We start from the raw sequence: 24,863 nt of genomic DNA, 5'->3' as shown, positions 1-24,863 counted from the left end.
AGCAGTTCTCCCTCAAAAAAATAAATTGAATACATCAAAAGATAGCTCGTACATATTCTTTATAATTTAGTACAAAATTTCCTCTTCAACAGCCATACTAACATATTTATATTCAATTCATTTTTCCCCTCATATTCAGATCAAGCTAAACAAATAGGCTCGACCTTTTCTTCTGCATATAAAAGAAAAAGCCAGCCCTTTCAATTAACTTACGGACAATGGACAGATTTTACATGTTGAATATTTACATACATTTTCGCATCACGCGCTTTTAATATTTCAATATGCCCTTCATCAATCTTCGCCATCTTTCCGATTTTATTATATTCCTCACCTAAATCGAACACCATAATTTTTCCAGACATTTTAATAAGTTGTTCTTCAAACGTTCGAGCTAACGTAATATTTAAGGGATTCACGGGGAGTTCATTTTTATTGAGGGCGTAAGGCACTTGATTTTCTTTATACGGAATTAACCATTTCAAGTGTTTTAAAGATATATATACAGTTTTATAAACTGGACTATAAAAAACAATATAATCGTTCATTACACTTGTAACATACCCATGTATTGGAGCATTTCCTGCTACATAAATTTCCGTAAAAATCCCTTTGGAAGTACTTAATACTTTCCTCAAAGAAATTGAAGGTGACTCTCTCTTAATTACAGAATCCACATCTGGTTTTAAGATTTCTTCATCATGTGATCGTAAAAATTTATAATATTGTACATGGTATAAAGATATATATACGTAGTCTTGTCCATTGTAAAGAACAACGATATCATTTCCTACGTCTATTAATACACCTTTAAACCTTTTTTCACCAATTAATTTAACATATATATTTTCTCCAATACTTTTGTTTAACTCATTCATCTATATCCTCCTTCCTATGAATTTCTTCTTTCCTGTCTTTCATTTCTAAAAAAATAATCAGGGCAAAGTTCTGTTTTAATAGTAAGTAATTCCTTTTCATACTATTGAAATAAGAAATTGTTCTTCTCTTTCCCTCATAATGCCCCTCTTATTTATTAAACATTATTCATCTTCATTCTTTTTACATTTAACTACTTGACTCACACTCTTAATATGAGACTTAACTACATAAATCACTTCATCGCAGTTTACTAGTGTAATGCAGCCATGGTGTACCTCACTTAACAAACCTTCCACACATTCTGGACCACCACGATTAATTTTTACCCACTTATACTTCAAGTCTTTTAATATATCTAGAAAAGTATCCTCATCAGAGCAGAAACATGAACTATAGCAATCACCACATTTACTTTCTTTTACTTTCTTAACTAGACTCTTCACATGCTTCAAGTGATAATATACTAATTCACCATGTGGTAATTGTAACGTTAGATAATCTTTTCCTAACGATACAAGCTCACCAACTCGACTTTCTGGTCCGCGAAGGTTTACTTTGACAGTCTCACCAACTAAACATTTAATTTGGTCACAACATAATACATTCTCCAATTTCGTATCCCCCTTTCTTATTATCTTCCTCTACTTGATTGTCTTTGTGCACGAGCACGACCTGAATTATTGCTACTTTCCTTACTATCGTCGCTCTCATCGCTCTCTCCACAAGCTAAAGCATTATAGTTAACACTTTTAATATGCTTTATTGCAATTAAGATAATTTCTTCTTTTACGATTAATGTTACGAAGTCACAAGAAACATCTTGTAAAATGCCTTCCACTTTCTCTGGACCACCGCGATTAATTTTCACCCAGCAATATTTGAAACTTTCAAGCAGTTCTTCAAAGTCTTCTGCACAGGCGCAATCTTCCCACTCGCAATCACTTGATCCACATTCTTTCGCATTTTTTGTGATACTCTTTAGATGTTTAAGTTGATAGTAATAAAGTTCACCTTTTTCATTCTGCAATACGAAGTAGTCCGGACATACTGATATTATTGTTCCTTTTTGAGATTCTGGACCACCCCTGTTTACTCTCACAAAAGATCCAATTAAGTCTTTCAAAAAATCACAATGAAATAAACTCACGAGAAAACCCCTTCCATTAATTTATAAGCTTTTGCACTGATAGTATATGTATCTGTACAGGTTACGTTCTCTATGTTTGTCCTAGCTAGAAAAAAATATGCTTTTAACATGGTAGACTACTACCTATCAAAATTTGAGGAAAGGCTAAGAACTCCTTATTCTTTTAATATCTTTAAACAAAAAAATCCCTTATGAAGATACATTTCTGCATATCTTCATAAGGGATTTCCCATAGTTTAATCTTCGTCTTTAACATCCATATCTTCTGGAATTGGTTCGTTCAATATTTCTTCCACTAATTGCTTATATTTCTCCATTTGTTCTAAATGTGTATTGAATTGTTCTTTATTTAATAAATATTGCTCTCCATCAAATAGTGCACGAATTTTCTTTTGCTGAATTAACTCTTCAATATACGACTTTGGTAAATTCAAATACTCCGCAGCTTCTTCTACTGTTATATACAACTCGTTCATTCCTTTATTATTTTTTCCTATATACTGTATCTTACTTTATTTTTGTAAACAAATAAAAAAGATTTTGTAAATGCAACCTAAAAAGCAGGTAGATGCATTCCATATATTGTATAATAGTATATAGTAAGAATTTTTTAAATATAGAATGGTATTACCCATTTACACAAAGGAGAGTTAACATATGGCTACTCGTCACATCATTACAATGTTAGAAAAAACATTACAAATTGAAACAGAAAACACAATTTCTCATTTAACTGCATCTTTATCTGATCGTATTCTTTCTCAAAGCGTAGCAATACAGGAAAACAATTGTTACCATACAATTGGAGAATGGTACAAAAATCATTTCTTATTCCAACAAGATGATTTCCTTTGGGCTAAATACGTTTTCTATGACGCATATTGTGAGGAAATAAAAAAACAAGGTCATCTTACAAAACGTGTTCGCCAAATATTAGAATCATTAGCTCGAATGCATGGAAAACAGTACATTGCTTCTATATTAAACATGCCATTTCCTAACGAACGAGCTAAAGGAACAGCATAATGTAATACAGTTCTGCGTCAGCAAAACATAGATTCATTATTTTCTAGGAAGATTCACAAATAAAATGTTCATGTCACATGAACTGATGAAACCGGTGTCATTATAATGATTGAAAATATAGTAAACAGGAAAACCCCCATTTACCTCTCTCGTCATTCGAATAGAGAAGTAAATGGGGGGATACTTGTTCCTTTACTATTTCATCATCTGCTTAATCAATTCTCGATTTCTCTTCTTAAATACCTCATTATGCGAAGAAACCATTCCATACTCACTTGCATCTGGCTGAATAAATTGTTTCGCTTTATTCACAGCATTTCCAGCATCTTGGAATGCTCCCGCAATTAAGTGTAATTTTCCTTCATGCTTTAAAATATCCCCAGCAGCATATAATCCGTCTACTGAAGACTCACTATTTGCATTCCCTGCAATATAAAAATTATCTATAATCGCAACGTCTAACTCACTATTTTCTAATAATGTAATGTCACGTTCATATCCATGATTAATAATAACTTCATCAATAGGTAAATGAGAAACTTCACCTGTCTCATGATTCGTTAATTCTACATATTCAATCGCTTCATGACTATCACCAGCAATTAATTTTGTAATCGATGTATGAAAGAAACACTCAGCTGAGCTGTTCAGCAGTTGCTTCACTTGTGCTTCATGACCAGATAATTCTTCTTTTCTATATGTTACATATACTTTTTTCGCGATTGGTTCTAATTCATTTGCCCAATCAACGGCAGAATTTCCTCCGCCGGAAATAATGATCGTTTTATCTTTGAAACGCTTTAAAGACTTCACTGTATAATTTAAATTCGATACTTCAAATCGCTCAGCACCTTCAATTGATAACTTTTGTGGTTTCAATATACCACTTCCAGTTGCCACAATAACTGTTTTTGAAAAGTGTTCTTTTCCATCGTTTGCTTTTAACGTAAAAGTGCCATCTTTATTACGAATAATCGATTCTACTTTTGTATTTAATACAACTTCCGGCTTAAATGTTAACCCTTGTTGTACAAGTTGCTCAATTAATTTATCACCTGTAACTGGTAATAGTCCTCCTACATCCCAAATCATCTTCTCTGGATAAACATGTATTTTTCCACCTAACTGTGGTTGAAATTCTATTATTTTCGTTTTCATTTCTCTGAGTCCACTATAAAAAGCTGAATAAAGCCCTGCAGGTCCTCCGCCTATCACAGTTACATCAAACAATTCTTCTCGATTCATTCGTGCTCACTCCTCAGCTACTAATCATTGATTATCATTCTCAATAAAATATAACCTGTTTCCGCAAAATTTACAATTAAAATTACTATTGACAATACAACTAGATAAAATTATATTATTTAATGAATCAATAGTGATAATCATTATCAATTTGTTAATAATTAGAAAATTTGAGATTACATCTTCTTTTATTAGTATGGTTAATACTATATTGTGACATCTCACATTCAAAATTTTTAATAAACATTTTGTATTACCACTACTCTTTCAAAAAGATTGCAGTTAAACAAATTATTGTATACACATATCATCTATTTAAAGGAGACAGACGATGAAAAAGTTATTTATTTCACTAACAGTTCTTTTCGTCCTTGTTATGAGCGCTTGTAGCAATGGCTCTACAGACAAAAAGAACGATGCAAAAGGTAGTAAATCAGAAACCATTACATACCAATCTGAAAATGGTAAAGTAGAAGTTCCTGCAAATCCAAAACGCGTTGTTGTTTTATCATCATTCGCTGGTAACGTAATGTCATTAGGTGTAAATCTTGTTGGGGTAGATTCATGGTCTAAACAAAACCCACGTTTTGATAGCAAACTTAAAGACGTTGCTGAAGTATCAGATGAAAATGTTGAAAAAATCGCTGAACTAAATCCAGATTTAATCATCGGTTTATCAAATATTAAAAATGTTGATAAGTTAAAGAAAATCGCTCCTACTGTAACATACACTTACGGAAAAGTTGATTACTTAACACAGCATTTAGAAATTGGTAAGTTATTAAACAAAGAAAAAGAAGCAAAAACTTGGGTTGATGACTTCAAGAAACGTGCACAAGAAGCTGGTAAAGAAATTAAAGCAAAAATCGGTGAAGATGCTACAGTTTCTGTTGTAGAAAACTTCAACAAACAGCTTTATGTATACGGCGAGAACTGGGGCCGCGGAACAGAAATTCTGTACCAAGAAATGAAATTAAAAATGCCTGAAAAAGTAAAAGAAAAAGCATTAAAAGAAGGTTACTACGCATTATCTACTGAGGTATTACCTGAGTTTGCTGGTGATTACTTAATCGTAAGTAAAAACAAAGATACTGATAACTCATTCCAAGAGACAGAATCATATAAAAACATCCCAGCAGTAAAAAATAATCGTGTATACGAAGCAAACATGATGGAATTCTATTTCAACGATCCACTTACATTAGATTTCCAACTAGACTTCTTCAAGAAGAGCTTTCTTGGTAAATAATACAAACATGAGGAATTCTTATTTTAAGAATTCCTCTTCCTTTATTCTATGAAAAGAAAAGATGTGAAACGAATGACAAAAGAACATGACAATACACGTTCTATAGCTTTTACATACAAATTAATTTTAAGCATAATTGCATTCTTTCTTATTTTTATGGTAGCAATGGTATTAGGTGCTGCAGATACTTCAATAAAAGACGTATGGTCAGCACTCACTTCCTCCGCTAAAGGGGATAAAATATCTATCATTCGCGAAATACGTTTGCCCCGTGAAGTTGCCGCTATTTTTGTAGGAGCTGGACTTGCTGTTTCTGGAGCAATTATGCAAGGATTAACAAGAAATCCACTTGCAGATCCTGGATTACTCGGGCTATCTGGTGGAGCAAATGCTGCGCTTGCACTAACACTTGCTTTCAATCCTTCCATCAGCTATCTTTACTTAACATTAGCTTGCTTTATCGGTGCTGCAGTTGGTGCAATTATGGTATTTGGAATTGGTATGGTGAAAAAAGGCGGTCTCTCCCCTCTTCGAATTGTATTAGCTGGTGCTGCCGTTTCAGCATTTCTACTCGCAATTTCAGAAGGAGTCGGCATTTACTTCAAAATTTCACAAGATGTATCACTTTGGACTGCTGGAGGCGTAATTGGAACTACTTGGAGCCAATTGAAAGTTATTATTCCAGTCATTTCAATTAGTATCTTTATCGCTATCTTACTAGCAAAAAAATTGACAGTTCTTAGTTTCAGTGAAGAAGTGGCTATTGGACTCGGTCAAAAAATTATTGTTATTAAAACCATTCTATTTATCATTATTATCTTACTTGCAGGTGCGTCTGTAGCACTTGTCGGAAATATGGCATTTATCGGTTTAATGGTACCTCACATGGTACGCCCAATTGTCGGTCCAGATTACCGATTTGTTATACCGATGTCAGCAATTGCTGGGGCTTCCTTTATGCTACTTGCAGATACAATCGGACGTACCATTAACGCTCCGTACGAAACACCAGTTGCTGCTATTGTCGCAATTGTAGGATTACCATTCTTCCTATTCATTGTACGTAAAGGAGGAAAAATGTTCTCATGATACCATCTATTCTAAGAAAACAACGTCTTATCATACTCGCTTTACTTATACTAACCATTACAACTATTGTAATTGGAATGGGGCTCGGTTCAGCATCTTTATCTTATGATCGACTACTCCCAACGTTAATGGGACAAGGAACTTTTAAAGAGGAGTTCGTTTTATACTCTTTAAGACTACCTAGAATTATCATTACATTATTAGCTGGTATGGCTCTCGCTTTATCAGGAGCTATTCTGCAAGGAATTACCCGAAATGATTTAGCTGAACCTGGTATTCTCGGAATCAACTCTGGGGCCGGTGTTGCTGTTGCTATTTTCTTTTTATACTTTCCAATAGATGTAGGTTCATTTCTTTACTTACTACCTATCGTTGGATTTATCGGAGCGTTTCTGACAGCTGTTCTAATCTACGTATTTTCATATAGTAAATCAACTGGACTTCAGCCGGTGCGATTAACATTAACCGGTATCGGTTTTGCATTTGCACTATCTGGAATGATGATCGTCCTTATTTCATCCGCAGATCGTATGAAAGTGGACTTTATCGCCAAATGGATTGCCGGAAATATTTGGGGAGATGACTGGATCTTCGTTTTAGCAATGCTCCCATGGTTAATCGTATTCATTCCGTTCGTTTTCTATAAAGCAAACCGATTAAACATTCTAGCATTAAACGAACCAGTCGCAATTGGCGTTGGAATTGAAATTGAAAAAGAACGCAGATACTTATTAGTGGCGGCCGTTGCGCTTGCAGCTGCAGCTGTTTCCGTAACAGGAGGAATTAGCTTTATTGGACTAATGGCTCCTCACATTGCAAAATCTTTAGTAGGTCCAAGGCATCAAATCTTCATGCCTATCGCCCTTTTAATCGGCGGATGGCTATTACTATTAGCAGACACAATCGGACGAAATATCGTTGAACCTAACGGTATCCCAGCAGGTATTGTTGTCGCTTTAATTGGTGCTCCTTACTTTATGTATTTGTTGCTTAAGAAGGCGTAAAAAACACCCTCAAGAATGAAATCTTGAGGGTATTTTTATCTCCAGCATTTTATTCACCTTTATACATATCAACGCGTTTTACAAAACCATCAGCGACACTGAAATAGATAGCGTAGCCCTCCTTGCGGTATACAAGGGCATCACTATCTATCCCTTCTTCTATTCCATACGGCTCACCTAACCAACTCTTTAACTCATTTACAGGAATATTCATATGTAACCAAATTTTTTTAACTTTTGAAGGAAACATATCCAGGTTATAATCACCATAAGTAACAGTATTAGCTGCATCACAAGCTGTACACTTTGCTTCCTGTAAAGCATCAGGTGTACCAAATTCTTGTTTCACTGCAGATTGTTCTTGTCCAATCACATTCAATCCAAATGGTCCCAAATTCCCGTCAATTAAAGCTGTTTCTAGAACCTGTTTTAGTTCTTGCTTTGTTTTAACTTTAAAATTATAAGAAGAACCAGCGCTATCATTCACCGATATTGATGGAATTGACTTATCTGCATCCGATTCTTTTGCAAGAGTAGTATTTTCTTGAGAAGAACTCTTCTCTCCATTACTACGCCATACTATTTTCTCTCCATGCCAAGCACTGTTATTGTCCTCTTTCATCAAGTACATTCCACTTATACCAAATAGCATCAATATAACCATGCCAAGTGGAATATAGATTCTTTTATCTTTTTTTATAACCTGTAGTACACCTTTCACCTTATTGAAGGTCTTTGAAAGTCTTTCATTAGTTGTACAAGCGAGTAAATATTTATAGAAAGAATCCCATCCCTGTGTCTTTTTATACAATCTTTTCAAACTAATCATAACAGCGAATGGTACCTCTTTATTTTGTGATATTCGGTAAAGAGAATTTACTTTCTGACGCTTCGATTTCATAAATCGAGCAAGTAAAGTAGCAAGGTATTGAGAAGAGCTAAACTCTTTTAATTCTTCACCAGGATATAAATCATGCTCATCTTTTCGTTTAACCATACGCATTTCATAGTCCAAAATCAGATTTAATTTTTGATTCTCTTTCAAACCATGATGCAAAAATTTCATTGTAAACTCAGTCTTTGTCATCAAACCTAAATTCCTAAGATCATGATCATGAACTACCATCGGTAATTGTTTAAATAACTCTGCAGTAAAGGTGATAAAAGTATCCTTTTCTTTTTCGCATAGTTCTAACGATTTGCACATAAGCGCTGCAAATTTTAATAAGTTCGCATAATATTTAATACTTTTCCCATTCTTTATAATTGTTCGTTCCATAATTGGATACTTGCTAACGTGTTGATAAAACTGGTTAGATACTTGGACTGCTTTGTCAATTTCTTTTTTCTGTAATAAAGATTGTATATGAGAAATCGTTTCTATTGCCCATGTTACTACCTGTCCTTGCTCACCTTTAATTAATTGCAATTTATAAACGTTATCTTGCAAATATAACTTTTGAAATTCTATGCCACTCTTTTTCAGCTGCTTATTAACAGTTACAAATGCGCCACCATATAAACTCAATTGAACATACTTATAATGGGTTTTTAATTGTTCCAGATCCACCTTCAACTGTTCATTATATTTATCCCACATTTGTCGTACATTCTCTTGCGCGTTTACTATTTTTAAAGCATCTGGGTCTAATAATTTTGCAAGTCCTTTAACTAAGAAGGAGCCTCCAAACCCCATAATTAACGATGCCATTATTTGTGATACAAGCTGCACAAATTTTTTCCCTGGAAGCCTACTTTGTATATCTCTTAATAATTCTGTATATTGACCATATGCCTCATAGTAATTTTGAAAGTTTTTAATCGTGGTATCCATTGAAAGGTTCATTCTTTTCTTTAACCCCTCAAAAACATTACCTGTAAAATATAATTTTTTAAATAAATGTCCATGTTGATTTTTTGATATTTCTTCAAGAAATTCATAATACACTTTCCCTAAATATGGAAAACTTAGTATCCCCTTCAGCTCATCTCTAATTTCGCCCACCTGAGTTAATTGAAAAAAACGGGTAATATATTGTGAATACATTTCTTTATTATCTGGATTTTGTAAAGGCTTAAAGACTTCTTCTTCTAGCATTTTATTCCGTTTTTCAATACTTTCATGAATTTTTTGGAAAAGTGCCTCTCCTACTCTCTCGACAAAAGATTCAATTTCTTCTGCTACATTATGAGTAAGTTGCTCATATAATTGTTTTTTGGTTTCTAAATACAGCTCTACTGGATTATCAGCTTGCTCTTTTTCTTTTATATAACTCAAAACAGATTCCCAAACAAATCTAAAATATCTAATCCATCTACAGACGTAGACAAAATAGAACCCGCATCCGTTATATCCACAACACTATTCACTACATCTAAAGCGTCCAAATGAGTAGTATCAATCACATCTATATCTATATTCGGGGATATGAATTCTGGACTTGTATCAATTGTCATCCCTTCCCCTAGTGGATTCGAGTTCATATCATATAATTTTTCTCCCGTAGCTGTATTCATTGTTAAGCCACCCGAACTATTAGGCTGTGAGTACCCTATTATCCCTTCAACATTATCATGAAAAGTTTCCCCACCATACATATTTTGGCTAGAAGAAACGGTATGTCCACCTCCAAAATCAAAGGTCGTTCCATCATACGCATTCTCTTGAACACGAGCAATTGTTTCTCCATGACCATCCATTATAACGCCACCACCTTCAACAGGAGACGGCTGATACTCCGCGACTACTTCTCCGCTTCTGCTTTTCAAATCATATCCGCCAGTCAAATTCGGTAAAATAATCTTTTCTTCCAAACTATCATTAGTAGACTGTATTCCCTGAAATAATTGATTCATTAACATTTCACTATTCCCCAAACCTTATCCATCCCTTCATTCTCTTCACTTTATCAGTTATTCTCCCCAAAATATGTATATACTTTTCTAAACTACTTATATTTTATGCTTCTCTATCCTTAATAAAAGTTACAATATTTACCTCATTATATCATTAAATTAAATTATCCCCTTAAAAGGATTTAATATTTATAAAAAAATCTACTGCAATAGATCCTTTTCCGAATCTATCGCAATAGACAAAACACTCCATAGCTAACTACTGCTGCCCATACCCTTCAAACTTCTTCGCCAAATTCTCCATCTCGTCTTCTGGCAATAGCTTCGGTTCCCCAATGCTTTTCGTTTGATAATAAATTTGCGCACAAAACTCAATTTCTTCCGCAACGGTAAATGCCATTTTTATATGATTTGCACCTGCAATTAAACCGTGGTTCGCAAGTAAAACGGCACGGCGATCAATCATCCCTTCAAAAGCAGCCTCTGCTAATTGCTTCGTACCAAATGTTTCATACGGTGCACAACGAACATTTGGGCCTGCGAAAGCAATTAAATACGATACTGCGGGCAGTTCCCATCCTAATGATGCAATCGTCTTTGCATAAGGAGAATGTGTATGCACAAGCGCATTTATATCTTCACGCTTTCTATAATAAATAAGATGCATATCAAGTTCGCTTGATGGTTTTCTCTCTCCCTCTACTACATCGCCATCTAAGTTTAATATAACTACATCTTCAGGCTTCGTTTCATAATAATCTAAACCACTTGGGCTAATGGCAACAAGACCTTGCTCCCGATTGAAAATACTAATATTACCGCCTGTTCCCTTTGTTAAACCGCTAGAAATCATTTTCTTTCCATACGCTACAATTTCTTCTCTCTCTTTTTGTAATAACATATACATCCCCCTAAGTATGAAGCTTATGATGACTGACTTTGTATCTATCTACTTATTGAAATAGCTTTTTTAAGTTCTCCGTAAACGGTGCTTTTACAATCCCTTTTTCCGTAATAATCGCTGTTACATTTTCATGTGGCGTGACATCAAATGCTGGATTATATACTTTACTTTCTTTCGGAGCAGAATATTGCCCAAAGCGATTAATCACTTCAGAAGCATCCCTTTCCTCGATCGGAATTTCTTTTCCTGTCGGTGTTTTTAAGTCGATTGTCGGTGTTGGTGCTGCTACATAAAACGGAATGTTGTAGTATTTCGCTAAAATAGATACGCCTAATGTCCCAATTTTATTTGCTATATCACCATTTGCTGCCACACGGTCACATCCAACGATTACCGCGTCAATCTTCCCTTGTGACATAACCATAGCTGCCATATTATCTGTAATGACAGTGACGTCAATTCCCGCTCGCTGTAATTCTAATGCTGTTAACGTTGAACCTTGTAATCTAGGACGTGTCTCATCTGAATAGATTTTCAAGTCCCATCCTTTTTCTTTCGCTAAGTACATTGGAGCTGTCGCAGTACCATACTTAGTCGTCGCTAACGCACCTGCATTACAATGTGTTAATACTCCCATTCCATCATGGAATAATGTTAGTGCATGTTCTCCAATGTGACGGTTAATTTCTTCATCTTCTCTATGAATCTCTTTTGCCTCTTCTAATAATCTATCTTTCAACTGGGCGATTGATAAGTGTGCGTTCTCTATCGCGACTGCCTCCATTCTTTCAAGTGCCCAAAATAAGTTTACTGCTGTCGGTCTTGATGTTGCTAAGTATGCACATACCTTTTTTACTTCCTCTATCAATTCTTCCACCGTATTTTGAGTAACTTCCTTGGCTCCTAAATACACACCGTAAGCTGCTGAAACACCAATCGCCGGCGCTCCTCTTACTTTCATTACTTGAATGGCATCCCACACACTTTCAGCTGTTTTAAAAGATTCATAGACAACCTCATTCGGTAATAATGTTTGATCTAATAAAACTAAAGCATCATCTTTCCACTGAATTGGTATTAATTGCTCTTCCATCATCTTCTCCCCTTACTTCGCGTAGTGCATTGACTGTTCTTTTAACGTTTCTACAAAGCTTGTACCTGTTTTATATTGATTCGCTCGTAAAATAAATTTCTTTGCTACTTGAAGACAAATGCGTTCTGCTCTAGCACGTGCTTCCTCATTCTCAATACAAGTAATATCTTTTACTTTCGCAAGCCCAACAATACGACGAATTAACTCAAGACCTGTCACTGCAGCTGTATCCTCTAATACAGATTGTAAATATACTTCGTTAAAGCCTTCTTCCTTCGCCATAATCTCTGTCACATGAATATCCCAAGCGTCTAAAAACTTCTTCTTAAATAAATCAATTACCTCTATTATTGTCGATTGTAACCAATCCATATACGTATCTTTCTCAGCTCCAGCTGACATCGTTGCATCTGCATTTACCCAAGCAAACATTAAATTCGCCATTACATTCCCAATGTCATAGCCCATTGGTCCATAAAAAGCAAACTCAGGATCAATTACCTTTGTAGAATCATTTTTTACAAAAACAGAACCAGTATGCAAATCACCGTGAATAAGCGCCTGTGCATTCGTCATAAAAGAAAACTTAAGTTTTGCTACTTCTATACGAAGCTCTTTATCACTATAAATATGTTCTCTAATCCACCCTTCATTTAACAGAAATAACTCATTACGCTTATTATGATTTGTAAATGGCTCAGCGTATACGAGTTCTTCTGTAATCTCACATAACTCAGGATTTATATAATTCTTCACAAGCTCCTTCTTCTCTTTATGATTCATTACAACATCTGATGTTAATAAGAGTGTATTTACCATAAAGGTAGTTAAATCATCCGCAAGCCTCGGAAATATTTCATGATGTATAAGTGCTGTACGTAATATTGTGTGATCCGATAAGTCCTCCATTACGCAACAATTCATCACACTATCAAACAAATACACCTTCGGAACAAGTCCAGGTGCTAACTCTTCCTCTAACTGCAAAACATCTGATTCTATACGAATACGATTCGTCGACAACTTAAACTCATCTGAAATACGTGCTGTATCCCCAGCTTGCTTTACAATGACAGAAATGTTCTTCTGTTCATCCCAAACGCGGAATACATAATTTAAATTACCATCGCCTATTTCTTTACACTGTAACCCCTTTGCATGTTCAAACTTACATAATTTCTCTTTCACATATACAATCACATCGCTAGCTTCCATTAAAAAATACTTCGTGAACTTAGACATGGTTTCCCCTCCACACTAATTGTAAGCGTTTTCTAAAAGCTATAAAAAATAATAGGATTAAATCTTTCATCCTATAATATATGTTCTTCTTTTTGAAATGTATATCTAGGTTTTATTATATCTTGTTAATATCTTGAGTCAATGTTTCTATATCATTGCAATATGCTTCCTAATTATATATTTGAGAGGACAAAAATTGTTCAAAAAGATTCTAGTTCATTTTATTTTATTTATCACACAATTCTTTGTAAAATAGAAATACGCAGTTCCTTTTCAAAAAGACAACTTCTAAGAAATATTTCCTTCCTAAGAATTTATACTTACATCATATCTCTAACATACACACTACTCATTCAAGCACTCATTGAAAATTTATAAACTTAAAATTACCTTTCCATTCCCTGTTATCCTTAATTGAGAATAAATATTAATTAAATTGATATAAAGTTCGTTTATTCGCTTGACAAAATAACCACTTCTATATGATAATTAATATCGAATTAGAATTATTATAGTTAATTAAAAAATATATTTTATGAGCACACTATTTTTTGATGCTCAAAACCAACATTTAGGAGGAATTTTAATATGTTATTAATCGGCACAGAAGTAAAACCGTTTAAAGCTAATGCTTACCATAATGGAGAATTTATCCAAGTTACTGACGAAAGTTTAAAAGGAAAATGGAGTGTAGTTTGTTTCTACCCAGCTGACTTCACATTCGTTTGCCCAACTGAACTTGAAGACTTACAAAACCAATATGCAACTCTTAAAGATTTAGGCGTTGAAGTATACTCTGTATCTACAGACACTCACTTCACTCACAAAGCATGGCATGATAGCTCAGAAACTATCGGCAAAATCGAGTACATCATGATTGGTGACCCAACTCGCACAATCACTAGCAACTTCAACGTTTTAATGGAAGAAGAAGGTCTTGCTGCTCGTGGTACATTCATCATCGATCCAGACGGCGTTATCCAATCTATGGAAATCAATGCTGACGGTATCGGCCGTGACGCAAGCATTCTTGTTAACAAAATTAAAGCAGCTCAATACGTACGTAACAACCCAGGTGAAGTTTGCCCAGCTAAATGGCAAGAGGGTTCTGCTACACTTAAACCAAGCCTTGACCTTGTAGGCAAAATCTAAGGAGTTCGATCAAAATGATACTAGATGCAGATATAAAAACACAACTATCCCAATATCTTCAATTAATGGAGAACGATATTTTACTTAAAGTAAGCGCAGGAGACGATGACGTATCTAAAGATATGTTAGCTCTAGTAGACGAATTAGCTACTATGTCATCTAAGATTACAGTAGAAAAAGTTGAATTAGAGAGAACACCAAGCTTTAGCGTAAACCGCCCTGGTGAAGACACTGGTGTCGTATTCGCTGGTATTCCATTAGGACACGAATTTACTTCATTAGTGTTAGCTTTACTACAAGTAAGTGGACGCGCTCCAAAAGTTGAACAAAAATTAATCGATCAAATTAAAAACATTCAAGGCGAATATCATTTTGAATCTTATATCAGCCTAAGTTGTCATAACTGTCCTGATGTTGTACAAGCTCTTAACGTAATGAGCGTTCTTAACTCTGGTATTACACATACTATGATTGATGGCGCTGCATTCAAAGAGGAAGTAGAAAGCAAAGACATCATGGCAGTACCAACAGTTTTCCTAAACGGCGAATCTTTCGGCAGCGGTCGTATGACACTTGAAGAAATTTTAGCTAAAATGGGTAACGGTCCAGATGCATCAGAGCTTTCTGATAAAGATCCATACGATGTTCTTGTTGTTGGTGGCGGCCCTGCTGGTGCAAGTGCAGCAATTTATGCAGCACGTAAAGGAATCCGCACTGGTATCGTTGCTGAGCGCTTCGGCGGTCAAGTAATGGATACTATGGGCATTGAGAACTTCATCAGCGTAAAACGCACTGAAGGTCCTAAGCTAGTAGCAAGTCTTGAAGAGCACGTTAAAGAATACGACATCGATGTAATGAATCTACAACGTGCGAAACGTTTAGAGAAAAAAGAACTTATTGAAGTGGAACTTGAAAACGGCGCTATTCTGAAAAGTAAGAGCGTAATCGTTTCAACAGGTGCTCGCTGGCGTAATGTTGGCGTACCAGGTGAAGCTGAGTTCAAAAATAAAGGTGTAGCATACTGCCCACACTGTGACGGTCCATTATTCACTGGAAAAGACGTAGCAGTTATCGGTGGAGGTAACTCTGGTATTGAAGCAGCTATCGACTTAGCAGGTATTGTTAAGCACGTAACTGTTCTTGAATTCATGCCGGAATTAAAAGCTGATGCTGTATTACAAGAACGTCTTAACAGCTTACCAAACGTAACTGTTCTGAAAAACGTTCAAACAAAAGAAATTACTGGTACTGATAAAGTAAACGGTATTTCTTACATCGATCGTGAAACTGAAGAAGTTCATCACGTTGAATTACAAGGTGTATTCGTACAAATCGGTCTTGTTCCAAACACAGACTGGTTAGGCGAAACAGTTGAACGCGTTCGCGGTGAAATCGTAACAGACAAGCACGGCGCTACAAACGTACCAGGAGTGTTTGCTGCAGGTGACTGTACAAATAATCCGTACAAACAAATCATCATCTCTATGGGTTCAGGTGCAAACGCAGCTTTAGGTGCATTTGATTACTTAATCCGTAACTAATTATATAGACGTGAGTAAAAAAAGCGGGTGCCTTGGCACCTGCTTTTTTATAATCTTAATGTATAAATTAAAAATCTCTCATTCCCATTCTTCTCATAAGCACCTGGCAATCTAACTTCTTTCTTCAGCTCAAACGCAGTCTGATTTTCTAAGAAGAAAATATAGTCCTCAGAAGGATAATACAAAATAATATCCACTTCTCTCCCCGTTTCTTCTACTGAAAGCAAAATGTTATTTACTACATTCATAAAAACTTGTACAGAAAATGGATTAAAGAAATAAAAACGGTTATCGCGTGGATCAATTTCATATTCCTGCGCTAAACAACATTGGAATTGAATTTTCCCCTTACTGTTTCGTGCCTTTCGTGCATAACGATCTCGATTATCCATCGCTTCTTTATAAAACTCTTCATTCATTTCAATTCCAACTGCTGAAGCACCACACTTATGGTGCATGTAAAAGTTTAATCGTCCTTTTCCGCATCCAAAGTCTACAATTCGGTCGCTACTTCGTATTTCATATTGATTCAATAACTCATCTAATCCGCTATACGGCGTCGGTTCATAACGATGATAATGCATAGACTTGTTAAATCCTTTTTGCTCACCGACTGTTTTTATATGTAAAACTGCATCGTAATATTGTTCGTTCATTCGTTTTCTCCTATTAAGAAATGGTACTTATTATTATACACCATGTACTGGATGCTCATTTTTCATCAAATTAATAGGTACGTGAAATTATATCGACGATTTTCTCAATATATCTATCGTAATTTCAAATATATCAACGATTTTTTCAATATATCGACGTTTCGACAAAGGATATCGACTTAACGACAAATTTCTACAAAAAACAGGAGCTCCCTAGCCCCTGTCTTCTAACACTTTCAATACAGTTTGTTTTAATATTTCTACCCCATCCATAATGCAACTATGATCGAACTTCATATACGGATGGTGTAATCCAGGTTGTAGGTCTGCTCCTAATCCAAGCATGACAGCTTTTAAATGTGGTCTCTTCACTGTGTAGTAATGGAAATCATCGCTTCCTGTCGTATAAAGTGGTCCCGTACATTTATCTTCCCCATACACTTCAAGAATGCCTTTACGCATAAATCGCTCAGCTTCTTCTGAAACTTCAGCTCCTGGCGCGAGATCAATCCACTCATATGAAGTTTTCGATCCCATCGATGCAGCTGATTCTATGACATGCTCTATTTTTTTCTTCAATTCTTCTAATAATGTATTACTCTCCGCTCTGACATCTAAACTAAAATGCCCGTTACCCGGAATAATATTTAAATTATCACCACCAGCTTGGCACCTCGTCATCTTTACTGAATAGGAACTTTGCGGTGGTAGCCATATGTTTTTCAAACCGATATTAATCATGGAAATAACATCAATCGCATTTATCCCTTGATGTGGGCGTGCTCCATGTGCATCTTCTCCATGAATCGTACCCTCTAAAAATCCTGCTGCTCCGTGACGAATTGATGGGGCAGCTTGTTTCAAAGATAGTTCTTCAATCGGGCGCAAATGAACACCGAATAGGAAATCCGCATCATCCACAGCACCTTTCTCTACCATTTTTAAAGCGCCATTCCCTTTCTCTTCTGCTGGCTGAAAAATAAATCTAACTGTACCACTTTTCCATCTCATATTCTTTAATTGTAAAATAAGTCCCATTACAATCGTCATATGAGCATCGTGACCACACGAATGATTCGCTTTAAATTCTCCATTCACTTCTTGCCAAAGTGCATCCATATCAGCGCGAATTGCAATAACAGGATTTCCGCTTCCAATTTCAGCAATCACCCCTGGGCAATCATCAAATATTTTATATGAAATTCCTTCTTCTTTTAAAAAGTTAGTAATATACGCTGTCGTTTCATACTCTTTCCAACTCACTTCAGGGTTTTCATGTAAATGCTGAAAAATTTCAGTTAAACGCTCTTGTAGTTCTAATGTTTTCAAAGCTACATTCTCCTTCCCAAATTCCAAACCATTCAGGTTAATTATACTTATGAAAAACAGATGTTTTTATGAACATATTGAATTTTAAGAAAAAAGTCAATTGTTTATTTTTAAACACTAAAAAAGCTTACTCTACATCTATATTACAAACTAAACAAACAACTAGAATATTACTTATTTTCTGTCTTTTATGTTGACGCTTACATATATTTTTAGTTATCATAACCTAATAAACGTCTATTTTACGACAATTCTAAAAATACAAACAAACATACATAACAAGGAGGACATTTATGAAAAAAGAAATACCTTTTGGTGTAGCCATGATCCCTATTATCATTACAGTTGCAGTTATGATGGTCACAATTGTTGTATTAAAACAAAGCCCTCACGTCCCACTTATTATCGGTACAACCGTTGCTTCCATCGTCGCTTGGCGTTACGGTTACAAATGGAACGACATTGAAGAAGCAATGTATAAAGGAATTCGCCTCGCATTACCCGCTATCGTTATCATTATTCTAGTAGGTTTAACGATCGGTGCTTGGATTGGTGGTGGAATCGTCGCAACAATGATTTATTACGGTTTAAATCTATTAACACCATCACTATTTTTAGTTTCAATTACAATTATTTGTTCTATTGTTGCATTAGCTATTGGTAGCTCTTGGTCTACAATGGGAACAATTGGTGTTGCAGGAATGGGTATTGGCCTAAGTATGGGAATCCCAGCTCCGATGGTTGCCGGTGCTATCATTTCCGGTTCTTATTTCGGCGATAAAATGTCACCGCTTTCAGACACAACAAACTTAGCCGCAGGATTAACAAATACAGATTTATTCACACATATTCGTCATATGTTATTTACTACAATTCCAGGTTTAATTATTACTCTTATCGTTTACGCGTTCTTAGGAAGAAGCTTCGGTGCTAACAATATCGATGCAAAAAGCATCGAGCAAACATTACAAGTATTGCAACAAAACTTTGTTATCTCACCTTTCCTATTAATCATACCTGTAGTTGTTATGGTATTGGTCGCTAAAAAAGTTCCTGCTATACCAGCTATTCTCGTAGGTATTATTTTAGGATTTTTATCACAAGTCTTTATTCAAGGTGGTTCTGTCTCATCAGCTGTCGCTGCACTCCAAAGTGGATTTGTCATAGACACTGGCAACAAGCTAGTAGACGAGCTATTTAATCGTGGTGGTTTAAGCTCTATGATGAATACCGTCTCTATGACAATTGTCGCTATGACTTTCGGAGGAGTATTAGAACATACAGGTATTCTTCGCTCCATTGTAAATCAAATTTTAAAATTAGCGACATCAGCAAAAGGACTTATCGCTTCAACTATCGCATCTTGCTTTGCAACAAATCTTACTTGCTCTGAACAATATATTTCGATTGTTGTTCCTTCAAGAATGTACGCGAATGCATACACAGAAAAAGGACTACATTCTAAAAATTTATCCAGAGCATTAGAAGATGGCGGAACATTAACTTCTGTTTTCGTACCTTGGAATACATGCGGCGTATTTATACTCGCAACACTTGGCGTAGGTGCCTTCGAATATGCTCCTTATGCTATATTGAATTTCATCGTACCTATTATCTCGATCATTTACGGTATAACTGGTCTCACAATTACGAAACTATCTGACATTGAAAAAGCAGAACTACTAAAAAAACAAAACACTCAATTAGAAGCTTAAAGATAACGGTAAATTCAGTTCATATATTGCGCGAGGACGCCCTTGTTGATAAGGCATTTCCTCGCCGCAAATATGAGCATACCCGTAATCAACTAATTTCTTTAACAACCTTTCTGTCGATCTTCGAGTCACTTGTAAGTACTCAGAAAGGTCAGCTGCTGTAAACTTTAATGACGGATGCGATTGACTAAATTGAATGATTTTTGATAAATTTGCTGGGCTAAGTTTCGTTTCCTTCGCTATTTTCATTAGTTCCGGATTATCATTTTTCAAACTTTGTACTCTCTGTTCTTTCGGGAACGGACCAAATAGTTCTTTATCACTTGTTAGTATATAAAAACAGTGGTCTATTGGATTATTCTTCGCGAAACCTTGGGCGATTTTAGCATTTTGCTCCGCTTCTTTCACAGTTTTTCCGTAACCAAATCCAATAGCTATCGTTCCTTCTATACTCGCAAATAAATTATTCATCGTATTTGTTTTTATAATGGATTCAATATCACCACGAGTCGTATATAAAATGAACGTCATTTCATCAATTGTTTTAAATGAACCACGTAGTTCTTTTGAAATAACATCTAATTGCTCAAGCAAACCATCTCGTAATTCTAAAGAAGAAATAATACAAGCACCAACATTAGCTGAATGGCTTCTTGCTAACTCAGCTTTTATTTTTGCATCTTTTAGCCCATGTATAATAGATTGCTTCGGATCTATCATACGTTCTGAAGGAATACCTATTTTTTGAAGTTCATCATAGACAGCGTGAATACTAGTTAAAGCTAAATGAGCTTCTCCAGATTGATATTTAGCTACATGAAAATCAATAACTCTATTTATTTCATCTTTACTCCACAGCATATTTTCATAATCAAACACTTGTGGACTTTCTTTTATGCCAATATCATGGAACACATTTATAATGAATGAACGGTCTACTAAATCAATTGAAATGTTATGTGGTTGAACCCCTTGGTGATACATGACAGAAAGAATGGAAGATGCGACAGTCGTCTCGTCTTGCTGTAAGTACGTACTTGGAATTCGTAATTGTTCTCTTATTTCTTTTGCCATATAATAAGGTAAAGCACCTGAGAAAAAGATGAAATCACAAGGCTTTAAACGCTTTAATAGTTCAGAAGATTCTGCCGGATGAAGGTAAACATATGGATCAATTTCTATTTCTTCTAGTTTATGAGCAATAGGTAAAAGTGTCTCCATAAACTCTTTTGAACCGACAACTGCAATTTTTATCATCATTTCTCTAACTCCTTATCATTAATTAACGACTATTTAACGTCAACTATATCAAATGTACAAAACCATTGTAAACAGGAAGGGGTCTCTACCTAATGAAAATTACAGCTATTCATCTTTATGCAATTCGTTTACCGCTTCGCGATCCGTTTGTTATTAGTTACGGTTCTTATTCTGATATGCCTTCTATTATTGTCAAAATGGAAACAGACGAAGGCATTATCGGTTACGGTGAAGGCGTCGCTGATGATCACGTTACAGGCGAATCTTGGGAAAGTACTTTCCATACTTTAAAGCATACACTAGCTCCTGCTCTTATCGGGAAAAATCCAATGTATATCGAGAAAATACACGATATGATGGACAATACAATTTACGGTGTTCCTACTGCGAAAGCTGCCATTGATATCGCTTGTTTCGATATAATGGGTAAAAAATTAAATCAACCTGTATATCAATTAATTGGCGGACGATATCATGAGGAATTTCCTGTCACTCACGTCTTAAGTATCGCCGAACCTGAAGCCATGGCAAAAGAAGCTGCTTCCATGATTCAAAAAGGTTACCAATCTTTCAAAATGAAAGTCGGTACAAATGTAAAAGAAGATGTAAAAAGAATTGAGGCGGTACGTGAACGTGTAGGAAATGATATTGCGATTCGTGTTGATGTAAACCAAGGTTGGAAAAATAGCGCCAACACATTAACAGCACTTCGTTCATTAAGTCATTTAAACATCGACTGGATTGAACAGCCTGTCATTGCAGACGATATTGACGCAATGGCTCACATTCGTTCGAAAACAGACCTTCCGCTTATGATTGATGAAGGATTAAAAGGTTCTCGTGAAATGCGCCAAATCATTAAATTAGACGCGGCTGATAAAGTAAATATAAAACTAATGAAATGCGGCGGCATATATCCCGCTGTAAAACTCGCTCATCAAGCAGAAATGGCCGGCATTGAATGCCAAGTGGGATCAATGGTCGAATCATCTGTTGCCTCTTCCGCAGGATTCCATGTCGCTTTCTCAAAGAAAATCATTACGAGCGTTGAACTTACAGGTCCGTTAAAGTTCACGAAAGACATCGGAAACTTACATTACGATGTACCATTTATTCGCTTAAACGAAAAGCCAGGACTCGGCATTGAAATAAACGAAGATACACTACAAGAACTAACTGTATTTCAAGACGTTGTACGCTAAAGGAGGACTAATGCATGACAGTTCTATACAAAGGATCATTAAAACAAAATAACGATCCATTTCATGTTACATTACTATCCAAAGAGCACATCGAACAAATTTTATTACTACAGAACATTGTAGTTGAAGCACTAGAAGATAAAAGCCGTTTACAACCACTTTCACAAGAAGAATTTCAATACATTCTAGAAGGAAATGGCATGATGATCGGTGCTTTTATCAAAAACGAACTCATCGCATTTCGCGCCCTACTCGTCCCTCCTATCGACGATGAACATTTAGGACTTGATATCGGCTTACCAGAAAGTGAACTACACCGCGTCATCTATCAAGAAATCTCAAACGTTCATCCGAACTACCGCGGAAATGGGATACAAAAAATATTAGCGACAGTCATCATGGACGAATTACAAAAAGAAAACAGCAAATATGATTATGTGTGCTGCACCGTTGCACCTTTTAACATTCCAAGCTTAAAAGATAAGTTCTCACAAGGGATGGAGATTGCTGCGCTGAAGGAGAAGTATGGTGGTAATATGCGGTATGTTTTTGTGAAGGAATTGCGCGGAGTTAAAGAACGAGATTGGACGGATATTAAGAGCATTCCAATGAACAATGCTGGTGGACAACAGGCGTTGCTTTCGGAGGGTTATCGTGGGTATGAAATGGAGAAGGTGGATGAAGATTTTGTTGTGAAGTTTGGGCGATAATTGCTACGCTAGAAAAAAGGAGATGTCTGCTGTGACATCTCCTTTTGCTTTCTCTTCCTTGAACATATCGATTGCAACTTCAAATATATCAGCGATTTCCAAAATATATCGGCGCAACTCCAAATATATCAGCGATTTCCAAAATATATCGACTTACCGACAAAGATTGACAATAAGTGCACCACTAAACCGTCATCTTCCAACTAGATAACGCTAACCAATTCTCCATTTCCTTATAATCAGGCATGATCTTCCCGACAAGGCGCCAAAAAGAGCGATCATGATTTAAATGAACCATATGGCACATTTCATGAACAACTACATAATCAATTACTCGCTGTGGTGCCATCGCTAGCTTCCAATTGAATGTTAGCTGTAAATTTGAACCGCAAGTGCCCCACGTACGACTACTATCTGTAATACGAATAGAACGCGGTTTTGTTTTAAAGTTACTTTGATGTGCTTTAATACTCTTCTCTACTAATGACTTACACTGCTTATAGTAAAATCGTTTTAAAGCTTGCTGTATTTTCTCATCTTTAAGATCTTTCACATAAATATGTAGCTTATCTCCTTCAAACACTGCATTGTCTTGCGTAATATTTGTATCTTGAGAAATTTGTATCGGATACGTACTTCCTAAATACAAAAAGCCTTCTCCTTGATCATAATCCTTTTCCTGTGGTCCACGCGCTCGCTCCGCCATTTCCTTACGTGTTGTCTGAATCCAATCCCACTTCTCTTCTAGCAACTGGACTAAATATTTAACAGGTGTCCCTTTTGGAGCTTGCACCTCAACATTCCCATAAGAATCCACCAAAAAACGCACCGATTTTTTCTTTTTATAAGTTATATGAAAATTAATTGTTTCGCCTAAATATGTATGTACCATTTCATCACCTAGCATATTATTTTTACAAATAAAAAGGAGTAGGATACAAACGTCCTACTCTACCTATTATATCATTTACCGCTTTAACGGAATCATTATCCTCTATACTTTACAGCTAATCCTTTAATGAAATTCCTTGCGTATCTATCGCCGCACTCTTTGTAATTTTTATGGCCTTTTTTTCTTAATAGAGCGCCTAGTTCTCCCTTAGTCACCGTAACGCCTACGCTATCTAATATGTCAAGTACATCCTCACTCGTTAAAGATAGTGCTATTTTCATTTTCTTTAGAAGAAGGTTATTCGCACTTTCTTTGCTTTGTACAGGTGCCGGTTGCCCTGGTTTCGGATCTTGCTTACCTCTTTTTAAAGTAATAAATCCATTTAAAAATGCCTCTAACATCATCATATCGCATGTTTTTACGTACTCATCTTCTTCCACATCAGGGTTTTCAGGTTCGTGCTGAGGCGCTCTCTTTATTTTTGTAAGCATATCAACTACGTCTTCTTTCGTTACTTCCATTCCGCCAAGTTTAAAAATTTCTACCATATCTATATCTTTTATATCTAAAGCATATCTTACTCTTTTTAATATATCGTTGTTGCTCATTGCCATTGGGTTTCCTCCTGAAATGTTGATTATTTTTAACTTTTTATTTGTAATACAGTTTACC

24 protein-coding genes are annotated in these 24,863 nt (G+C 35.7%); 9 read left to right on the top strand and 15 right to left on the bottom strand.

The window, feature by feature from the left end:
- Positions 1–209: 209 nt before the first annotated feature.
- The 4 genes from ACTFR9_RS20880 to ACTFR9_RS20865 all read right to left on the bottom strand — a co-directional run bounded on the left by ACTFR9_RS20880 (position 210) and on the right by ACTFR9_RS20865 (position 2,502).
- Positions 210–878, bottom strand: coding sequence for a hypothetical protein (locus ACTFR9_RS20880; protein ID WP_001004282.1), 669 nt, complete (start codon positions 876–878; stop codon positions 210–212).
- A 162-nt stretch (positions 879–1,040) separates the two neighbouring features.
- Positions 1,041–1,490: a spore coat protein gene (locus ACTFR9_RS20875; RefSeq protein WP_000432501.1), complete on the bottom strand. Its 450-nt coding sequence runs from the start codon at positions 1,488–1,490 to the stop codon at positions 1,041–1,043.
- Between the two features lie 20 nt (positions 1,491–1,510).
- Positions 1,511–2,026 (bottom strand): hypothetical protein, encoded by a 516-nt coding sequence (locus tag ACTFR9_RS20870; RefSeq protein WP_000051521.1) that lies wholly within the window; start codon positions 2,024–2,026, stop codon positions 1,511–1,513.
- A 236-nt stretch (positions 2,027–2,262) separates the two neighbouring features.
- Positions 2,263–2,502 carry a helix-turn-helix domain-containing protein gene (locus tag ACTFR9_RS20865; protein WP_001004507.1) on the bottom strand — a complete coding sequence of 80 codons (240 nt, stop codon included), beginning with the start codon at positions 2,500–2,502 and terminating at the stop codon, positions 2,263–2,265.
- 181 nt (positions 2,503–2,683) lie between these two features.
- On the opposite strand from ACTFR9_RS20865, the gene ACTFR9_RS20860 reads away from it, so the two are divergent.
- Complete coding sequence (locus tag ACTFR9_RS20860; protein WP_000235473.1) at positions 2,684–3,052, top strand: hypothetical protein; 369 nt, start codon at positions 2,684–2,686, stop codon at positions 3,050–3,052.
- Between the two features lie 195 nt (positions 3,053–3,247).
- Here the strand turns inward: ACTFR9_RS20860 and ACTFR9_RS20855 are convergent, their stop codons facing one another.
- A complete protein-coding gene (locus tag ACTFR9_RS20855; RefSeq protein ID WP_073536170.1) occupies positions 3,248–4,297 on the bottom strand; it encodes an NAD(P)/FAD-dependent oxidoreductase in 1,050 nt (349 codons plus the stop codon).
- 331 nt (positions 4,298–4,628) lie between these two features.
- Here ACTFR9_RS20855 and ACTFR9_RS20850 point away from each other — a divergent pair, with 331 nt between their 5' ends.
- Genes ACTFR9_RS20850 through ACTFR9_RS20840 form a run of 3 tightly spaced genes read left to right on the top strand, consistent with a single transcriptional unit; the run spans position 4,629 to position 7,639 of the window.
- Positions 4,629–5,546, top strand: coding sequence for an iron-hydroxamate ABC transporter substrate-binding protein (locus ACTFR9_RS20850; protein ID WP_000732578.1), 918 nt, complete (start codon positions 4,629–4,631; stop codon positions 5,544–5,546).
- Positions 5,547–5,594: 48 nt separating this feature from the next.
- Positions 5,595–6,635, top strand: coding sequence for a FecCD family ABC transporter permease (locus ACTFR9_RS20845; protein ID WP_000823048.1), 1,041 nt, complete (start codon positions 5,595–5,597; stop codon positions 6,633–6,635).
- A complete protein-coding gene (locus ACTFR9_RS20840) occupies positions 6,632–7,639 on the top strand; it encodes a FecCD family ABC transporter permease (protein ID WP_000613088.1) in 1,008 nt (335 codons plus the stop codon). Before ACTFR9_RS20845 ends, ACTFR9_RS20840 begins: the two co-directional genes overlap by 4 nt.
- 49 nt (positions 7,640–7,688) lie before the next feature.
- Here ACTFR9_RS20840 and ACTFR9_RS20835 read toward each other — a convergent pair whose 3' ends face one another.
- The 5 genes from ACTFR9_RS20835 to mtnK all read right to left on the bottom strand — a co-directional run bounded on the left by ACTFR9_RS20835 (position 7,689) and on the right by mtnK (position 13,734).
- Positions 7,689–9,917, bottom strand: coding sequence for an S-layer protein (locus ACTFR9_RS20835; protein ID WP_076856250.1), 2,229 nt, complete (start codon positions 9,915–9,917; stop codon positions 7,689–7,691).
- Positions 9,914–10,501, bottom strand: a complete 588-nt coding sequence (locus ACTFR9_RS20830) for a hypothetical protein (protein ID WP_229136773.1) — start codon at positions 10,499–10,501, stop codon at positions 9,914–9,916. Before ACTFR9_RS20830 ends, ACTFR9_RS20835 begins: the two co-directional genes overlap by 4 nt.
- Positions 10,502–10,754: 253 nt before the next feature.
- Positions 10,755–11,396, bottom strand: a complete 642-nt coding sequence (locus tag ACTFR9_RS20825; protein ID WP_000926545.1) for an L-fuculose-phosphate aldolase — start codon at positions 11,394–11,396, stop codon at positions 10,755–10,757.
- Between the two features lie 52 nt (positions 11,397–11,448).
- Positions 11,449–12,492: an S-methyl-5-thioribose-1-phosphate isomerase gene (gene mtnA / locus ACTFR9_RS20820; protein ID WP_229136772.1), complete on the bottom strand. Its 1,044-nt coding sequence runs from the start codon at positions 12,490–12,492 to the stop codon at positions 11,449–11,451.
- Positions 12,493–12,504: 12 nt separating this feature from the next.
- On the bottom strand, positions 12,505–13,734 hold the full coding sequence (gene mtnK, locus ACTFR9_RS20815) for an S-methyl-5-thioribose kinase (protein ID WP_076856252.1): 1,230 nt from the start codon (positions 13,732–13,734) through the stop codon (positions 12,505–12,507).
- A 588-nt stretch (positions 13,735–14,322) separates the two neighbouring features.
- Between mtnK and ahpC the strand changes: the two genes are divergently transcribed.
- On the top strand, positions 14,323–14,886 hold the full coding sequence (gene ahpC, locus ACTFR9_RS20810) for an alkyl hydroperoxide reductase subunit C (protein ID WP_000924418.1): 564 nt from the start codon (positions 14,323–14,325) through the stop codon (positions 14,884–14,886).
- Between the two features lie 14 nt (positions 14,887–14,900).
- A complete protein-coding gene (ahpF, locus tag ACTFR9_RS20805; protein ID WP_000599492.1) occupies positions 14,901–16,427 on the top strand; it encodes an alkyl hydroperoxide reductase subunit F in 1,527 nt (508 codons plus the stop codon).
- Positions 16,428–16,474: 47 nt separating this feature from the next.
- On the opposite strand, the gene ACTFR9_RS20800 is transcribed toward ahpF, so the two are convergent.
- Together ACTFR9_RS20800 and ACTFR9_RS20795 are read right to left on the bottom strand one after the other, a co-directional pair.
- Entirely contained in the window at positions 16,475–17,083 is a 609-nt protein-coding gene (locus ACTFR9_RS20800) for an SAM-dependent methyltransferase (protein WP_001005629.1), read from the bottom strand.
- 213 nt (positions 17,084–17,296) lie between these two features.
- Positions 17,297–18,412, bottom strand: coding sequence for a M20 peptidase aminoacylase family protein (locus ACTFR9_RS20795; RefSeq protein ID WP_000853529.1), 1,116 nt, complete (start codon positions 18,410–18,412; stop codon positions 17,297–17,299).
- 293 nt (positions 18,413–18,705) lie between these two features.
- Here ACTFR9_RS20795 and nhaC point away from each other — a divergent pair, with 293 nt between their 5' ends.
- Entirely contained in the window at positions 18,706–20,127 is a 1,422-nt protein-coding gene (gene nhaC, locus ACTFR9_RS20790; RefSeq protein WP_000711545.1) for a Na+/H+ antiporter NhaC, read from the top strand.
- On the opposite strand, the gene ACTFR9_RS20785 is transcribed toward nhaC, so the two are convergent.
- Complete coding sequence (locus tag ACTFR9_RS20785) at positions 20,116–21,387, bottom strand: hypothetical protein (RefSeq protein ID WP_000972841.1); 1,272 nt, start codon at positions 21,385–21,387, stop codon at positions 20,116–20,118. The genes nhaC and ACTFR9_RS20785 overlap by 12 nt on opposite strands.
- Positions 21,388–21,479: 92 nt before the next feature.
- Here ACTFR9_RS20785 and ACTFR9_RS20780 point away from each other — a divergent pair, with 92 nt between their 5' ends.
- Both ACTFR9_RS20780 and ACTFR9_RS20775 read left to right on the top strand, forming a co-directional pair.
- Complete coding sequence (locus ACTFR9_RS20780; RefSeq protein WP_000704457.1) at positions 21,480–22,589, top strand: mandelate racemase/muconate lactonizing enzyme family protein; 1,110 nt, start codon at positions 21,480–21,482, stop codon at positions 22,587–22,589.
- 14 nt (positions 22,590–22,603) lie between these two features.
- Positions 22,604–23,299, top strand: a complete 696-nt coding sequence (locus ACTFR9_RS20775; RefSeq protein WP_076856256.1) for a GNAT family N-acetyltransferase — start codon at positions 22,604–22,606, stop codon at positions 23,297–23,299.
- Between the two features lie 184 nt (positions 23,300–23,483).
- On the opposite strand, the gene ACTFR9_RS20770 is transcribed toward ACTFR9_RS20775, so the two are convergent.
- Together ACTFR9_RS20770 and ACTFR9_RS20765 are read right to left on the bottom strand one after the other, a co-directional pair.
- Positions 23,484–24,191, bottom strand: a complete 708-nt coding sequence (locus ACTFR9_RS20770) for a M48 family metallopeptidase (RefSeq protein WP_076856257.1) — start codon at positions 24,189–24,191, stop codon at positions 23,484–23,486.
- A gap of 95 nt (positions 24,192–24,286) precedes the next feature.
- A complete protein-coding gene (locus ACTFR9_RS20765) occupies positions 24,287–24,805 on the bottom strand; it encodes a DUF1456 family protein (RefSeq protein ID WP_001251709.1) in 519 nt (172 codons plus the stop codon).
- Positions 24,806–24,863 lie beyond the last annotated feature (58 nt).

The sequence above is a fragment of the Bacillus cereus group sp. MYBK222-1 genome (assembly GCF_051916425.1).
GTDB lineage: Bacteria > Bacillota > Bacilli > Bacillales > Bacillaceae_G > Bacillus_A > Bacillus_A paranthracis.
Note: the sequence above shows the minus strand (reverse complement) of the source record. Positions and strands in the feature narration are given on the sequence as shown.

What these genes read in the sequence shown, in the direction of transcription:
- ACTFR9_RS20880 (WP_001004282.1), bottom strand. Translation starts at nt 878, where the DNA reads ATGAATGAGTTAAACAAAAGTATTGGAGAAAATATATATGTTAAATTA.
- ACTFR9_RS20865 (WP_001004507.1), bottom strand. Translation starts at nt 2,502, where the DNA reads ATGAACGAGTTGTATATAACAGTAGAAGAAGCTGCGGAGTATTTGAAT.
- ACTFR9_RS20860 (WP_000235473.1), top strand. Translation starts at nt 2,684, where the DNA reads ATGGCTACTCGTCACATCATTACAATGTTAGAAAAAACATTACAAATT.
- ACTFR9_RS20855 (WP_073536170.1), bottom strand. Translation starts at nt 4,297, where the DNA reads ATGAATCGAGAAGAATTGTTTGATGTAACTGTGATAGGCGGAGGACCT.
- ACTFR9_RS20850 (WP_000732578.1), top strand. Translation starts at nt 4,629, where the DNA reads ATGAAAAAGTTATTTATTTCACTAACAGTTCTTTTCGTCCTTGTTATG.
- ACTFR9_RS20845 (WP_000823048.1), top strand. Translation starts at nt 5,595, where the DNA reads ATGAAAAGAAAAGATGTGAAACGAATGACAAAAGAACATGACAATACA.
- ACTFR9_RS20840 (WP_000613088.1), top strand. Translation starts at nt 6,632, where the DNA reads ATGATACCATCTATTCTAAGAAAACAACGTCTTATCATACTCGCTTTA.
- ACTFR9_RS20830 (WP_229136773.1), bottom strand. Translation starts at nt 10,501, where the DNA reads ATGTTAATGAATCAATTATTTCAGGGAATACAGTCTACTAATGATAGT.
- ACTFR9_RS20825 (WP_000926545.1), bottom strand. Translation starts at nt 11,396, where the DNA reads ATGTTATTACAAAAAGAGAGAGAAGAAATTGTAGCGTATGGAAAGAAA.
- mtnA (WP_229136772.1), bottom strand. Translation starts at nt 12,492, where the DNA reads ATGGAAGAGCAATTAATACCAATTCAGTGGAAAGATGATGCTTTAGTT.
- mtnK (WP_076856252.1), bottom strand. Translation starts at nt 13,734, where the DNA reads ATGTCTAAGTTCACGAAGTATTTTTTAATGGAAGCTAGCGATGTGATT.
- ahpC (WP_000924418.1), top strand. Translation starts at nt 14,323, where the DNA reads ATGTTATTAATCGGCACAGAAGTAAAACCGTTTAAAGCTAATGCTTAC.
- ahpF (WP_000599492.1), top strand. Translation starts at nt 14,901, where the DNA reads ATGATACTAGATGCAGATATAAAAACACAACTATCCCAATATCTTCAA.
- ACTFR9_RS20800 (WP_001005629.1), bottom strand. Translation starts at nt 17,083, where the DNA reads ATGAACGAACAATATTACGATGCAGTTTTACATATAAAAACAGTCGGT.
- nhaC (WP_000711545.1), top strand. Translation starts at nt 18,706, where the DNA reads ATGAAAAAAGAAATACCTTTTGGTGTAGCCATGATCCCTATTATCATT.
- ACTFR9_RS20785 (WP_000972841.1), bottom strand. Translation starts at nt 21,387, where the DNA reads ATGATGATAAAAATTGCAGTTGTCGGTTCAAAAGAGTTTATGGAGACA.
- ACTFR9_RS20780 (WP_000704457.1), top strand. Translation starts at nt 21,480, where the DNA reads ATGAAAATTACAGCTATTCATCTTTATGCAATTCGTTTACCGCTTCGC.
- ACTFR9_RS20775 (WP_076856256.1), top strand. Translation starts at nt 22,604, where the DNA reads ATGACAGTTCTATACAAAGGATCATTAAAACAAAATAACGATCCATTT.
- ACTFR9_RS20770 (WP_076856257.1), bottom strand. Translation starts at nt 24,191, where the DNA reads ATGGTACATACATATTTAGGCGAAACAATTAATTTTCATATAACTTAT.
- ACTFR9_RS20765 (WP_001251709.1), bottom strand. Translation starts at nt 24,805, where the DNA reads ATGGCAATGAGCAACAACGATATATTAAAAAGAGTAAGATATGCTTTA.